The following is a 15,761-nucleotide window of genomic DNA, read 5'->3' as shown; positions in this document are numbered from 1 at the left end:
ATGCTGAAGATCGCCGATACCACTTTTACCTCACGTTTATTTACCGGTACGGGAAAATTTTCCACCCCTGAACTGATGCTGGAAGCATTGCGCGCCTCAGGGTCACAACTGATTACTATGGCGATGAAACGGGTTGATTTGCGGGCAGGGAACGATGCAATTCTTGCGCCCTTGCAACAATTAGGTGTGCGCTTGCTACCGAATACCTCAGGCGCTAAAACAGCGCAAGAAGCTGTGTTTGCTGCCCGTCTGGCGCGCGAAGCACTGGGTACCCATTGGGTAAAATTGGAAATTCATCCTGATGTGAAGTATTTATTGCCTGACCCAATAGAAACCCTAAAAGCCGCAGAAATACTGGTGAAAGAGGGATTTGTTGTTTTGCCTTACTGTGGTGCGGACCCGGTATTGTGCAAGCGGCTGGAAGAAGCAGGTTGCGCTGCCGTTATGCCATTGGGTGCACCGATTGGCTCAAATTTGGGCTTACGTACCCGCGACTTTCTGCAAATCATTATCGAGCAGGCCAAAGTGCCCGTGGTAGTCGATGCCGGAATTGGTGCGCCAAGCCATGCGCTTGAAGCAATAGAATTAGGCGCTGATGCCGTGCTGGTCAATACCGCAATTGCTGTGGCGCGCTCACCCGTGCAAATGGCGCATGCCTTCCGCTTAGCAGTTGAATCTGGTGAATTGGCGCGTCAGGCTGGGCTTGGCAACCAACAATTTGGCAAGGCCATTGCCACCAGCCCACTGACTGGCTTTCTCAGCCAGTTAGGGGAGGAGCATCATGTCTGAAGATTTCAGTCAACACTGGCAACAATTAGATTGGGATGATATTTCCCTGCGCATTAACAGTAAAACCGCCGCTGATGTTGAGCGGGCCATTAATGCCGTCAAACCGAATCGCGACGATTTAATGGCGTTGATTTCGCCCGCTGCACTGGCTTATCTCGAACCCATGGCGCAAAAAGCCCAGCAACTGACCCGCCAGCGTTTTGGTAACACGGTGAGTTTTTATGTGCCGCTCTACCTTTCTAATCTGTGCGCCAATGATTGTACTTATTGTGGTTTCTCGATGAGCAATCGCATCAAGCGCAAAACATTGGATGAAGCAGAAATCATCCGTGAGTGTGACGCGATCAAAACGCTGGGTTTTGAACATCTGCTGCTGGTCACTGGCGAACATCAGGCAAAAGTAGGAATGGATTACTTTCGTCGTCACTTCCCAGCTATTCGTAGTCGCTTCAGTTCACTGATGATGGAAGTTCAACCATTGGCACAAGAGGAGTATGCGGAGTTAAAAACGTTGGGATTAGACGGAGTGATGGTTTATCAGGAAACCTATCACCCAGCGACTTACCAGCAACATCACTTGCGCGGGCATAAGCAAGATTTTCACTGGCGGCTGGCAACCCCAGATCGTCTCGGTCGGGCCGGGATCGACAAGATCGGGCTAGGTGCGTTGATCGGGCTGTCTAATAGTTGGCGCACGGACTGTTATATGCTGGCGGAGCATCTGTTTTATCTGCAACAGACTTATTGGCAAAGTCGCTACTCTATTTCGTTTCCACGACTACGACCTTGTGCGGGCGGTATCGAGCCTGCATCTCTGATGAGTGAGCCGCAACTGCTGCAATTAATCTGTGCTTTTAGATTGTTTGCCCCCGATGTGGAACTGTCGCTATCTACCCGTGAATCACCTTTCTTCCGCGACAATGTCATTCCGGTCGCGATTAATAATGTCAGTGCTGGTTCCAAAACTCAGCCTGGTGGGTATGCGGATAATCATCCAGAGCTTGAACAATTTGCTCCTCACGATAATCGTACACCTGAGCAGGTAGCACAGGCATTGACGCGGGCGGGGTTACAGCCGGTGTGGAAGGATTGGGATCGCCATTTAGGGCGTTCTCTGCAATAAACAGACTGTTTAAATCCTAAAAAAAGCAAAAAAAAACCGCCCCGTAAGGAGCGGTTTTTACGTTGGTGAGCAACAAAGAGATTAGTCTTTGCTGTTACCAAAACCGGCGTTAAGCAATTCAGCCAGGTTAGCCGTTGCTTCATCCGCGCTAACTTGCGGTACAACAGGAACTTCACCCAGAGCTTTACGACGTGCACGATCCTGATGATAAGCGTAACCGGTACCGGCTGGGATCAGACGGCCCACGATTACGTTTTCTTTCAGGCCACGCAGTTCATCACGTTTACCGGCAACTGCCGCTTCAGTAAGAACGCGCGTGGTTTCCTGGAACGAAGCCGCAGAGATGAAGGACTCGGTCGCCAAGGATGCCTTGGTAATACCCAGCAGGTCACGCGTGAACGTAGCCTCGATTTTGCCTTCGGCTGCCAGCTTACGGTTAGCGATTTTAACGCGAGACATTTCTGCCTGCTCGCCTTCCAGGAAGTCAGTGCTACCTGAATCAACGATGGTGCCTTTACGCAACATCTGACGAACGATAACTTCGATGTGTTTATCGTTAATCTTAACGCCTTGCAGACGGTAAACTTCCTGCACTTCGTTGGTGATGTAGCGGGTAACCGCGTGAACGCCACGCAGACGCAGAATGTCATGTGGAGATTCTGGGCCGTCGGAAACCACGTCACCGCGTTCTACAATTTCACCTTCGAACACGTTGAGCTGACGCCATTTCGGAATCATCTCTTCGTATGCATCGCTACCATCTAACGGCGAGATAACCAGGCGACGTTTGCCTTTGGTCTCTTTACCGAACGAGATGATCCCGCTGATTTCAGCCAGGATTGCAGGCTCTTTCGGACGACGTGCTTCGAACAAGTCAGCAACACGTGGCAGACCACCGGTAATATCCTTGGTACCGCTTGATTCCTGAGGAATACGCGCCAGGGTATCACCCGCACCGATCTGAATGCCGTCTTCCAACTGTACAATCGTTTTACCTGGCAGGAAGTATTGAGCAGGCATATCAGTACCTGGGATCAATACATCGTCGCCCTTGGCATCAACGATTTTCAGTGCCGGACGCAGGTCTTTACCGCTACCGGTACGCTCTGCACTATCCAGTACTACCAGAGAAGACAAACCAGTCAGTTCGTCGGTCTGGCGGGTAATGGTCTGGCCGTCAACCATGTCCGCGAAGCGAATGAAACCGCTCACTTCGGTCACAACTGGCATGATGTGCGGATCCCAGTTAGCAACGGTTTCGCCGCCCTGGACTTCTGCGCCATCGCCTTTAGCCATTACAGCACCGTAAGGCACTTTGTAGCTTTCTTTAGTACGGCCGAATTCGTCGATCAGCTTCAGCTCGGTATTACGAGAAGTAATAACCAGCTTGCCCGCTGCATTGGTAACGAACTTGACGTTGCTCAGTTTCAAGCTGCCTTTGTTCTTAACCTGAATGCTGGACTCTGCTGCCGCACGAGATGCCGCACCACCGATGTGGAACGTACGCATCGTAAGCTGGGTACCCGGCTCACCGATTGACTGTGCTGCAATAACACCAACTGCTTCACCTTTGTTGATGATGTGACCACGTGCCAGGTCGCGACCATAGCAGTTTGCACACACACCAAAGTCAGTTTCACAGCTTACTACTGAACGAACTTTAACGCTGTCGACGGAGTTTTCTTCTAACAGATCACACCATTTTTCGTCCAACAGGGTGTTACGCGGAACCAGAATATCAGCCGTACCCGGCTTGATAACTTCCTCTGCGGTCACACGACCCAGAACGCGATCGCGCAGTGGCTCTTTAACATCACCACCTTCGATAACCGGGGTCATCACGATACCGTTATGGGTACCACAATCGTCTTCGGTTACTACCAGATCCTGTGCCACGTCAACCAAACGACGGGTCAGGTAACCGGAGTTCGCAGTTTTCAATGCGGTATCCGCCAAACCTTTACGCGCACCGTGGGTTGAGATGAAGTACTGAAGTACGTTCAAACCTTCACGGAAGTTCGCGGTGATTGGCGTTTCAATGATCGAGCCATCTGGCTTGGCCATCAGACCACGCATCCCTGCTAGCTGACGAATCTGTGCAGCAGAACCACGCGCACCGGAGTCGGCCATCATAAAGATGCTGTTGAATGACACTTGCTGTTCGACAACGCCGTCACGGTTGACAACATCTTCTACAGACAAGTTATCCATCATCGCCTTGGCAACACGTTCGTTAGCCGCAGCCCAGATATCGATCACTTTGTTATAACGTTCGCCTGCGGTTACCAGACCAGATTGGAACTGCTCCTGGATCTCGGCAACTTCAGTTTCAGCTTCTTCGATGATCCCTGCTTTCGCTTCTGGGATAACCATGTCATCGATACCTACAGAGGCGCCTGAGCGTGCTGCGTAAGCAAAACCGGTGTACATGATCTGGTCAGCAAAGATAACCGTTGGCTTCAAGCCCAGGATGCGGTAACAGGTGTTCAGCATCTTGGAGATAGCTTTTTTGCCCAGCGGCTGGTTCACGATAGAGTAAGGCAGGCCTTTCGGGACGATCATCCACAAAATAGCACGGCCAACTGTCGTATCGATGATGCTGGTGCGCGTAATGCTTTCGCCTTCGACATTACGAATTTCTTCAGTAATACGAACTTTTACGCGAGCATGCAGCGATGCCAGGCCACCACGATAAATACGTTCAGCTTCTTTCGGGCCAGTCAGAACCATGCCTTCGCCTTTGGCGTTAACACAGTCGCGGGTCATGTAATACAGACCCAATACAACGTCCTGAGAAGGAACGATGATTGGCTCGCCGTTCGCTGGTGACAGGATGTTGTTGGTAGACATCATCAACGCACGCGCTTCTAACTGAGCTTCCAGTGTCAGCGGTACGTGAACAGCCATTTGGTCACCATCGAAGTCGGCGTTATATGCCGCACAAACCAATGGGTGCAACTGGATTGCCTTACCTTCGATCAGAACCGGTTCAAACGCCTGGATACCCAAACGGTGAAGGGTTGGTGCACGGTTCAGCAGCACTGGGTGTTCGCGGATAACTTCATCCAGGATATCCCAAACCACGGCTTCTTCACGCTCAACCATCTTCTTGGCGGCTTTAATGGTGGTAGCAAGACCACGCAGTTCCAGCTTGCCGTAGATGAACGGTTTGAACAGCTCAAGAGCCATTTTCTTAGGCAGACCGCACTGATGCAGACGCAGGTATGGACCAACGGTGATAACCGAACGACCTGAGTAGTCGACACGTTTACCCAGCAAGTTCTGACGGAAACGACCTTGCTTACCTTTGATCATGTCAGCCAGTGACTTCAACGGACGCTTGTTAGAGCCGGTAATCGCACGACCGCGACGGCCGTTATCCAGCAATGCATCTACTGCTTCTTGCAGCATACGCTTTTCGTTACGTACGATGATGTCAGGAGCTGCCAAGTCCAGCAGGCGCTTCAGACGGTTGTTACGGTTGATCACGCGACGATACAAATCGTTCAGATCAGAAGTCGCAAAACGACCACCATCCAACGGAACCAATGGACGCAAGTCTGGCGGCAACACAGGCAGCACGGTCAGGATCATCCACTCTGGCTTGTTGCCAGACTGTACGAACGCTTCCAGCAGCTTGATACGCTTAGTCAGCTTCTTACGCTTGGTTTCAGAATTTGTTTCGTTCAATTCTTCACGCAGGATCTCGCACTCAGCTTCCAGATCCATGTTTTTCAACAGGGCCTGAATAGCCTCGGCGCCCATTTTCGCGTCGAACTCATCACCAAACTCTTCCAACGCGTCCAGATACTGCTCTTCAGTCAGGATCTGACGACGTTCCAGGTTGGTCATACCGCCTTCAACAACCACATAGGATTCGAAGTACAGTACACGTTCGATGTCACGTAATGGCATATCCAGCAGTAAACCGATGCGGGATGGCAGCGATTTCAGGAACCAGATGTGCGCAGTTGGAGAAGCTAGTTCGATGTGACCCATACGCTCACGGCGTACTTTGGTTTGAGTCACTTCAACGCCGCATTTCTCACAAATAACACCGCGGTGTTTCAAACGCTTGTACTTACCGCACAGGCATTCGTAATCTTTTACTGGGCCAAAGATACGGGCGCAGAAAAGGCCGTCACGTTCTGGTTTGAACGTACGGTAGTTAATGGTTTCCGGCTTTTTAACTTCACCGAACGACCAGGAACGGATCATGTCTGGCGATGCCAGAGCAATTTTGATCGCATCAAACTCTTCGGTCTTAGTTTGCGCTTTCAGAAACTTTAATAAGTCTTTCACGGATTGGCTCCTGTCGGAGTTAGACCTGATAGGCGCTCAAAACGAAATTTGAGCGCCCCTGTGACCAGTACGAACCACCAGCAGACTCCCGGCTGTAAGAGTCTGCCGTCTGGCGAAGAGTTACTCTTCTTCCAGCTCGATATTGATGCCCAGCGAGCGGATTTCTTTCAACAATACGTTGAAGGACTCCGGCATGCCTGGTTCCATACGGTGATCGCCATCCACGATGTTTTTGTACATCTTGGTACGGCCGTTTACATCGTCGGACTTGACGGTAAGCATTTCCTGCAATGTGTACGCGGCGCCATAAGCTTCCAACGCCCACACTTCCATCTCACCGAAGCGCTGACCACCGAACTGAGCCTTACCACCCAGCGGCTGCTGAGTAACCAAGCTGTAAGAACCGGTAGAACGCGCATGCATCTTGTCATCAACCAAGTGGTTCAGTTTCAGCATGTACATGTAGCCGACAGTAACCTGACGTTCGAATTGCTCGCCGGTACGGCCGTCAAACAGCGTAATCTGACCAGAAGTTGGCAGACCACCTAGCTGTAACAGTTCCTTGATCTCTTTCTCTGTCGCACCATCGAAGACTGGTGTTGCAATTGGCATACCTTTTTTCAGGTTCTCAGCCAGACGCAATACTTCGTCATCGGTGAAGGTGCTCAGATCAACTTTCTGACAAACGTTGTCACCCAGATCGTAGGCTTTTTGGATGAACTCACGCAGTTTGGCAACTTCTTCCTGCTTCTTCAGCATGGCGTTGATTTTCTCGCCAATGCCTTTCGCTGCCATCCCTAAGTGGGTTTCCAAAATCTGACCGATGTTCATACGCGATGGTACGCCCAGCGGGTTCAGAACGATGTCTACCGGCGTACCGTTTTCATCGTAAGGCATATCTTCGATCGGGTTAATCTTGGAGATAACACCCTTGTTACCGTGACGACCGGCCATCTTGTCACCCGGTTGAATCTGACGTTTAACGGCCAGATACACCTTGACGATCTTCAGCACGCCTGGTGCCAAATCATCACCTTGGGTGATCTTACGACGCTTGGCATCCATCTTCTTCTCGAATTCGGATTTCATTTCGTCGTACTGCTCTGCCAACTGTTCCAGTTGGTTTTGCTTGTCTTCGTCGGTCAGGCCCAGTTCGAGCCAACGATCACGTGGTAACTTGCTCAGCTTGTCAGCTTCGATGCCACCAGAAACCAGTACTGCATGGATACGTGCAAACAGGCCCGCTTCCAGGATCTGCAATTCTTCAGTCAGGTCTTTCTTAGCCTGCTTCAGTTGCATCTCTTCGATTTCTAACGCACGTTTGTCTTTTTCTACGCCATCGCGAGTAAAGACTTGTACGTCAATAACCGTACCGGAAACACCGTTTGGTACACGCAGAGAAGAGTCTTTAACATCAGACGCTTTCTCACCAAAGATCGCACGTAACAGCTTCTCTTCTGGCGTCAGTTGGGTTTCACCTTTAGGTGTTACCTTACCAACCAGAATGTCGCCGCCAGTCACTTCAGCACCGATATATACGATACCGGATTCATCCAGTTTGGAGAGCGCAGCTTCACCCACGTTCGGGATATCAGCAGTGATCTCTTCCGGCCCCAGCTTGGTGTCGCGGGACACACATGCCAGTTCTTGAATGTGGATAGTTGTGAAGCGATCTTCTTGCACCACGCGCTCGGAGACCAAGATGGAGTCTTCGAAGTTGTAACCGTTCCAAGGCATGAACGCTACGCGCATGTTCTGACCCAATGCCAGTTCGCCCAGGTCTGTTGATGGGCCATCTGCCAGCACGTCGCCGCGCTCGATTGGCTCACCCAGATTCACACACGGCATCTGGTTGATACAGGTGTTCTGGTTAGAACGGGTGTATTTGGTCAGGTTATAAATATCAATGCCTGCTTCGCCCGGATACATTTCGTCTTCGTTAACCTTAATAACGATACGGGATGCATCTACGTATTGAACAGTACCGCCACGTTTAGCTACAGAGGTTACCCCTGAGTCAACCGCTACTGCACGTTCCATACCAGTACCCACCAGCGGCTTATCAGCACGCAGAGTAGGAACCGCCTGACGTTGCATGTTCGCACCCATCAATGCACGGTTGGCGTCATCGTGTTCCAAGAATGGAATCAGAGAAGCACCAACAGACACGACCTGTTGAGTGGAAACGTCCATATAGTCAACCTGGTCGCGGCTAAACAGGCTTGATTCGCCTTTGCTACGACAAGTGACCAAGTCTTCAATGAAGCGGCCGTCTTCGTCCAGGTTGGAGTTCGCCTGAGCGATAACGAAATTGCCTTCTTCAATAGCAGACAAATAGTTAATTTCATCGGTCACCACACCATCGCGCACGCGACGATAAGGTGTTTCCAGGAAACCATACTCGTTGGTCTGTGCGTACACGGACAAGGAGTTGATCAGACCGATGTTTGGACCTTCTGGCGTTTCGATTGGGCATACGCGACCGTAGTGAGTCGGGTGTACGTCTCGAACTTCAAAGCCAGCACGTTCACGGGTCAAACCGCCCGGGCCCAATGCAGAGATACGACGTTTATGCGTAATCTCAGACAACGGGTTGTTCTGGTCCATAAATTGTGACAACTGGCTGGAACCGAAGAACTCTTTCACCGCCGCCGAAATCGGCTTGGCGTTGATCATGTCCTGAGGCATCAGAGTGTCGAGGTCGCCCAGAGACAAACGCTCTTTAACTGCACGCTCAACACGAACCAGACCTACACGGAACTGGTTTTCAGCCATTTCACCAACGGAACGAATACGACGGTTGCCCAAGTGGTCGATATCATCCACTTCGCCGCGACCATTACGGATATCGATGAGCTTTTTCATCACTTCGGTGATGTCTTCTTTGCTCAGAATACCGGAACCTTCGATTTCGTCACGCAGCAGAGAACGGTTGAACTTCATCCGGCCTACCGCTGACAAATCATAGCGGTCTTCGGAGAAGAACAGGTTCTCAAACAGATTTTCAGCTGCTTCACGTGTTGGTGGCTCACCAGGACGCATCATGCGGTAGATCTCAACCAAGGCGCTCAAACGATCGCTGGTTGGGTCAACACGCAGGGTCTCGGAGATATAAGCACCGTGATCCAGATCGTTGGTGAACAATGTTTCGATTTGCTTGTGGCCAGACTGGCTCAGCTTAGCAAGCAAATCCAGTGACAGCTCCATGTTGGCTGCACAGATAAGCTCACCGGTGTTCGTATCGATATAGTCTTTTGCAACTACTTTACCGGCAATGTATTCAACCGGAACTTCGATGCGATCAATGCCGTCTTTTTCAAGCTGGCGAATATGACGAGCAGTAATACGACGCGCTTTCTCGACGTAAACTTTGCCATTCGCTTCAATATCAAAGGATGCCGTTTCACCGCGCAGGCGCTCTGGAACCAATTCCATCTGCAGCTTGTTGTCACGAATCTCAAAGACCACTTTATCGAAGAACAGATCCAAGATCTGTGCAGTGGTGAAACTCAATGCGCGCAGAATGATGGTTGCAGGCAATTTACGACGACGGTCAATACGGACAAACAGGTTGTCTTTCGGGTCAAACTCGAAATCTAACCATGAACCGCGGTAAGGGATGATACGTGCGTTGTACAGCACTTTACCCGATGAATGGGTTTTACCCTTATCACTGTCAAAGAATACGCCAGGACTACGGTGCAACTGAGATACGATAACTCGCTCAGTACCGTTAATGACAAAGGTACCGTTTTCGGTCATGAGTGGAATTTCACCCATGTAGACTTCTTGTTCTTTGATGTCTTTGACCGTACCTTCAGGAGCTTCGCGCTCATAGATTACCAGACGCAGTTTAACGCGCAGCGGTGCGGAATAAGTCACACCACGGATCTGGCACTCTTTGACGTCAAATACAGGCTCACCAAGACGGTAGCTAACGTATTGCAGCTCCGAATTACCACTGTAGCTCTGAATTGGAAAAACAGAACGGAACGCTGCTTCCAGGCCGTGCTGCCCTTCGGGATCTTGCTCGATGAATTTCTGGAACGAGTCAAGTTGGATAGAAAGGAGATAAGGTATGTCCAAAACTTGTGGACGTTTACCAAAATCCTTACGAATACGTTTTTTCTCGGTATAGGAGTAAACCATAGGGTTCCTCAGCTCGCTGAAAAGTCGACCCACTCTGTCTGCCCTAAACATAGGACAGTTCATGCAACACTATTATTTAGAATGAGAAGTTGAAACACTTCTCGAAATACTCTTTTCTATCACCCTTAAACCATTTCATCGCGTTACTTTGACTACCGAGCTACCCGAGTGGGTCGTAGCTGAGAACGCAGTATATTAAGTCGTCAATAGAAAGGAATATTGGGGGTTAGTCAGCCGCTAAACAGTGTGAAATGCGACTAACGCCCTACAGCGCAAAAAGGCTGATGACTAAAAAGTCACCAGCCATCAGCCTATAAGTTAGGCTGCGAACTCAAAGCTAAACTTACTTGATCTCAACAGAAGCACCAGCTTCTTCCAGAGATTTTTTCAGAGACTCAGCTTCGTCTTTGTTCACGCCTTCTTTCAGAACTGCAGGTGCAGACTCAACCAGGTCTTTAGCTTCTTTCAAGCCCAGGCCAGTTGCGCCGCGAACAGCTTTGATTACTGCAACTTTGTTGTCGCCGAATGAAGCCAGAACAACGTTGAACTCAGTTTGTTCTTCTACAGCTTCAGCAGCAGCAGCAGGACCTGCAGCAACAGCAGCAGCTGAAACGCCGAATTTCTCTTCCATAGCAGAGATCAGTTCAACGATTTCCATTACAGACAGAGCTGCAACGCCTTCCAGAATTTGGTCTTTAGTGATAGTTGACATAACAAGTGTTCCTAAAATACAGAAATAGTTTATACGTTAAAAAGCAGTGACCGATAAAAGTGAGGGCGATTAAGCCGCTTCAGCTTCTTTCTGATCACGCAGCGCAGCCAGAGTACGAACCAATTTGCCAGCAGCGGCTTCTTTCATGGTTCCCATCAGACGTGCGATTGCTTCTTCGTAGGTTGGCAGAGTTGCCAGGCGGTCGATCTGAGCCGCAGGGATTAACTCGCCTTCAAAGGCTGCTGCTTTAACCTCAAATTTTGCATTTTCTTTAGCAAAAGCTTTGAACAGACGAGCAGCTGCGCCCGGGTGTTCAGAAGAGAATGCAATCAAGGTTGGACCAACAAACGTGTCTTTCAGGCATTCGAATTGAGTGCCTTCAACAATGCGGCACAGCAAGGTGTTACGAACAACTTGCATGTGAACGCCAGCTTCACGACCTGCTTTACGCAGTTCAGTCATTTTGTCAACGGTAACGCCACGGGAATCCGCAACAACCGCAGACAGCGCACCTTTGGCTACTTCTTTAACTTCAGCAACAATCGCTTGTTTACCTTGAAGATTTAGTGCCATTAGTTCTTGCTCCTGGATTAACCGGAGAATAATTCCCCGGAACTCACGTCACCCAATCCACTACAAAACGCAATGAACGGGCGTTGAAACACGGTGAGCAGAATTCAGCAAGGACAATTCTTTATAAGAAAGAAAAAATGCTTTAGGTTCTGTCACCGTCTACGCAGGAAATTAAGTGTCTTACAACACACCTGCGGTCTTGGACGGAGGCTTGGATAAGGCCAAGCTCCAACCGAAAATTCTGGTGTTCTGATGATAAGTTAGCCCCATCAACAGAAGCATGGGCGTAAGATTCTAGACAAACCTTACGCCCACGTAAAGCGATAATATCAATTCGTGATTAGACCACTACTGCTGACAGACCGCTTTGATCGATTGCAACGCCAGCACCCATGGTGGTGGAGAGGCTGATTTTCTTGATATAAACGCCCTTCGCTGTAGCAGGTTTAGCACGCTTCAGCGCAACAACCAGAGATTCTAAGTTTTCTTTCAACTTATCTGAGTCGAAGTCAACTTTACCAATGGTAGTGTGGATAATACCGTTTTTATCGTTGCGATAACGAACCTGACCTGCTTTAGCATTCTTAACTGCTTCAGCAACGTTAGGAGTAACAGTACCCACTTTAGGGTTAGGCATCAGGCCACGTGGACCCAAGATTTGGCCTAATTGACCTACAACGCGCATTGCATCTGGGGAAGCAATAACAACGTCGAAGTTCATTTCGCCTTTCTTGATCATATCAGCCAGATCTTCCATACCTACCAATTCAGCGCCTGCTTCTTTCGCAGCTTCAGCGTTTGCACCCTGAGCGAAAACAGCAACGCGTACTGAACGGCCAGTACCATGTGGCAACACAGTTGCACCACGAACGTTCTGGTCAGATTTACGTGCATCGATACCGAGGTTAACGGCAACGTCTACACTTTCTACGAATTTAGCAGTAGCCAGCTCTTTCAGCAGGGCAACAGCTTCGTTGATATCGTATTGCTTAGTAACATCAACTTTGTCACGGATCACGCGCATGCGCTTGGTCAGCTTAGCCATTTATTAACCCTCCACTACCAGGCCCATGGAACGAGCAGTACCTTCGATTGAACGCATCATCGCGTCAACGTCAGCACCAGTCATATCCGCAGCTTTGGTTTCTGCGATTTCACGGACCTGAGCACTGGTCACAGTCCCTACTTTGTCTTTGTTCGGCTTGCCAGAACCAGACTTAATACCTGCCGCTTTTTTCAGCAGAACTGCTGCTGGCGGGGTTTTAGTAACGAAAGTGAAAGAGCGATCAGAATAAACAGTAATAACAACAGGGATCGGCAGGCCTTTTTCAATGCTTTCAGTCTTAGCATTGAACGCTTTACAGAATTCCATGATGTTAACACCCTGCTGACCCAAAGCTGGACCAACTGGTGGACTTGGGTTCGCCATACCAGCTGCTACTTGCAGCTTGACATAGGCTTGTACTTTCTTAGCCATTTACGATTTCCTCGATTTGGGTAGTATCGCCTCGCGTTCGAGGCTCCCCGTGTTTTGTCTCGCTATTATTTACGATGAAATAAGCTGTCACGGATGACAAAAGCAAGACATCTAAAAACAAAAGGCGCGAAATTATATTTTAATTTCGCGCCTAAGACAAGAATCAAATTTCAATCAATGATGAAAAATGAATCAGCCTTTTTCTACCTGACTGAAATCTAGCTCGACCGGTGTTGCACGGCCAAAGATAGAAACAGAGACTTTCAGGCGGCTTTTCTCGTAGTCCACTTCTTCAACAACACCGTTAAAGTCGGCAAATGGACCATCACTGACACGCACCAGTTCACCTGGTTCAAACAGTGTTTTAGGACGTGGTTTATCACCCACTTGTTGAAGACGATTCATAATCGCATCAACTTCTTTATCACTGATTGGTGCAGGGCGATCGGATGTACCACCGATAAAGCCCATAACACGTGGCACGCTGCGCACTAAGTGCCAACTGGCATCGTTCATCACCATCTGGACCAGTACATAACCTGGGAAGAATTTGCGTTCACTTTTGCGACGTTGACCGCCACGAATTTCTACGACTTCTTCCGTTGGAACCATGACTTCGCCAAACAGCTCTTCCATGTCATGTAACTTGATGTGCTCGCGCAGCGATTGAGCTACGCGGCCTTCAAAACCGGAAAACGCCTGAACGACGTACCAACGCTTTTTTGGTGCTTCAGACATCTTAGAACCTCAGGCCAGTAATAAACGATACCAAGCGGACCAGAATACCATCCAGCCCCCATAGAATCAGTGACATTACAGCAGTTACCGCAGCAACGATTAACGTTGTGTGCAGAGTTTCCTGACGGGTAGGCCAAATCACTTTACGCACTTCCGTGCGTGCTTCACGAGCAAACGCGACAGTGGCTTTACCTTTTGCCGTCATCAATGCCACAGCACCGGCAACAGCGATAATTACTACAACTGCCAACGCGCGCAGCGGCAGGCTGTAATCACGGAAATAATAGTTACCAACAATAGCTGTAACTAATAATACAGCAACGATTAGCCATTTAGCCGTTTCCAGGCCGCGTCCGCTCCCTGGAGCCTCGGTATTCGCACTCATAAACCAACCTGTCACTATGATTCAGAACAACAACTTTGCTTCGCATCGCAAAGCAAACCAAGCCGAAGGATGCTCTAGAGACTCTCTAATCGGCACCACTCGACACTATTCGCCGTACTTCCAGAGCCCATCTCACCAGTAATTATGATGAAAAAACCACTGATGAGATAGGTTCTAGCATGACAACGTAGAAAAAGGGCATCAAATGATGCCCTTTTATCGCATGTCGCGTCAAATCTTATTCAATGACTTTAGCAACAACGCCAGCACCTACAGTACGCCCGCCTTCACGAATTGCGAAGCGCAGACCATCATCCATCGCAATAGGTGCAATCAGGTTAACAATCATTTGAATGTTATCACCTGGCATCACCATCTCAACGCCGTCTGGCAATTCAATAGTACCGGTTACATCCGTTGTACGGAAGTAGAACTGAGGACGGTAGCCTTTGAAGAACGGCGTGTGACGCCCGCCTTCATCTTTGCTCAGAATATAAACTTCGGATTCGAATTTAGTATGTGGCTTGATAGAACCTGGCTTCGCTAATACCTGACCACGCTGTACGTCATCACGTTTAGTCCCACGCAGTAGAACACCAACGTTCTCACCCGCGCGGCCTTCGTCCAGCAATTTGCGGAACATTTCAACGCCAGTACATGTTGTTCTAATGGTATCGATAATACCAACGATTTCAACTTCTTCGCCAACTTTAACGATCCCACGCTCTACACGACCAGTGACGACTGTACCACGACCTGAGATAGAGAATACGTCTTCGATTGGCAACAAGAATGGTCTATCAATCGCGCGCTCTGGCTGTGGAATATAACTATCCAGCGCCTCAGCTAATTCGATAATTTTTGCTTCCCATTCAGGCTCGCCTTCCAACGCCTTCAGCGCTGAACCACGGATAACAGGAGTATCATCGCCAGGGAAATCATATTGAGACAGAAGTTCGCGGACTTCCATTTCTACCAATTCCAGCAATTCCTCATCGTCAACCATGTCACACTTGTTCAGGAAGACCAGGATGTAAGGAACACCCACCTGACGACCTAGCAGGATGTGCTCGCGAGTCTGTGGCATAGGACCATCAGTTGCAGCAACAACCAAGATCGCGCCGTCCATCTGAGCAGCACCGGTTATCATGTTTTTAACGTAGTCGGCATGCCCTGGGCAGTCAACGTGTGCATAGTGACGAGACGGGGTGTCATATTCAACGTGTGAAGTGTTGATGGTGATACCACGCGCTTTCTCTTCCGGAGCGTTGTCGATCTGGTCGAATGCACGAGCACTACCGCCGTAGGTTTTAGCCAGTACGGTGGTGATTGCAGCAGTTAGGGTAGTTTTACCATGGTCAACGTGGCCAATAGTACCCACATTAACGTGCGGTTTTGTACGTTCAAACTTTTCTTTAGACATCGATTGTCCCTCTAAGACACGGAATCGGTGGTTTCACCACATCAACCAAGCGCATGCTTGCTGAATCCATAACACAGAAAGAAAATCAGG

11 protein-coding genes are annotated in these 15,761 nt (G+C 49.4%); 2 read left to right on the top strand and 9 right to left on the bottom strand.

Features of this window, described 5'->3' with window-relative positions; all coding sequences use genetic code 11:
• Window positions 1-789 (top strand): thiazole synthase, encoded by a 789-nt coding sequence (locus tag A6J67_RS04935; RefSeq protein WP_005192326.1) that lies wholly within the window; start codon window positions 1-3, stop codon window positions 787-789.
• Window positions 782-1,912 carry a 2-iminoacetate synthase ThiH gene (gene thiH, locus A6J67_RS04930; RefSeq protein WP_032907892.1) on the top strand — a complete coding sequence of 377 codons (1,131 nt, stop codon included), beginning with the start codon at window positions 782-784 and terminating at the stop codon, window positions 1,910-1,912. Before A6J67_RS04935 ends, thiH begins: the two co-directional genes overlap by 8 nt.
• 81 nt (window positions 1,913-1,993) lie before the next feature.
• Here the strand turns inward: thiH and rpoC are convergent, their stop codons facing one another.
• From rpoC to tuf, 9 genes are all read right to left on the bottom strand, one after another.
• The gene (rpoC, locus tag A6J67_RS04925; RefSeq protein WP_005192331.1) at window positions 1,994-6,214 is read right to left on the bottom strand and encodes a DNA-directed RNA polymerase subunit beta'; all 4,221 of its coding nucleotides are present in this window, start codon (window positions 6,212-6,214) and stop codon (window positions 1,994-1,996) included.
• 120 nt (window positions 6,215-6,334) lie between these two features.
• Window positions 6,335-10,363, bottom strand: a complete 4,029-nt coding sequence (gene rpoB, locus A6J67_RS04920; RefSeq protein ID WP_005192333.1) for a DNA-directed RNA polymerase subunit beta — start codon at window positions 10,361-10,363, stop codon at window positions 6,335-6,337.
• A 343-nt stretch (window positions 10,364-10,706) separates the two neighbouring features.
• On the bottom strand, window positions 10,707-11,075 hold the full coding sequence (gene rplL, locus A6J67_RS04915) for a 50S ribosomal protein L7/L12 (RefSeq protein ID WP_004876762.1): 369 nt from the start codon (window positions 11,073-11,075) through the stop codon (window positions 10,707-10,709).
• Between the two features lie 69 nt (window positions 11,076-11,144).
• Complete coding sequence (gene rplJ / locus A6J67_RS04910; protein ID WP_005192337.1) at window positions 11,145-11,648, bottom strand: 50S ribosomal protein L10; 504 nt, start codon at window positions 11,646-11,648, stop codon at window positions 11,145-11,147.
• A gap of 340 nt (window positions 11,649-11,988) precedes the next feature.
• Window positions 11,989-12,693 (bottom strand): 50S ribosomal protein L1, encoded by a 705-nt coding sequence (gene rplA, locus A6J67_RS04905; protein ID WP_005192339.1) that lies wholly within the window; start codon window positions 12,691-12,693, stop codon window positions 11,989-11,991.
• A 3-nt stretch (window positions 12,694-12,696) separates the two neighbouring features.
• Window positions 12,697-13,125, bottom strand: a complete 429-nt coding sequence (rplK, locus tag A6J67_RS04900) for a 50S ribosomal protein L11 (RefSeq protein WP_004704678.1) — start codon at window positions 13,123-13,125, stop codon at window positions 12,697-12,699.
• Between the two features lie 192 nt (window positions 13,126-13,317).
• Window positions 13,318-13,863 carry a transcription termination/antitermination protein NusG gene (gene nusG / locus A6J67_RS04895; RefSeq protein ID WP_002210671.1) on the bottom strand — a complete coding sequence of 182 codons (546 nt, stop codon included), beginning with the start codon at window positions 13,861-13,863 and terminating at the stop codon, window positions 13,318-13,320.
• A 1-nt stretch (window position 13,864) separates the two neighbouring features.
• The gene (gene secE, locus A6J67_RS04890; RefSeq protein WP_005192343.1) at window positions 13,865-14,248 is read right to left on the bottom strand and encodes a preprotein translocase subunit SecE; all 384 of its coding nucleotides are present in this window, start codon (window positions 14,246-14,248) and stop codon (window positions 13,865-13,867) included.
• Window positions 14,249-14,486: 238 nt separating this feature from the next.
• Complete coding sequence (gene tuf / locus A6J67_RS04885) at window positions 14,487-15,671, bottom strand: elongation factor Tu (RefSeq protein ID WP_042568960.1); 1,185 nt, start codon at window positions 15,669-15,671, stop codon at window positions 14,487-14,489.
• Between the last annotated feature and the right edge of the window lie 90 nt (window positions 15,672-15,761).

This window comes from Yersinia sp. FDAARGOS_228, from assembly GCF_002073315.2.
In the GTDB taxonomy this organism is placed as follows: domain Bacteria; phylum Pseudomonadota; class Gammaproteobacteria; order Enterobacterales; family Enterobacteriaceae; genus Yersinia; species Yersinia intermedia.
This window is presented reverse-complemented; position numbering and strand designations above follow the sequence as displayed.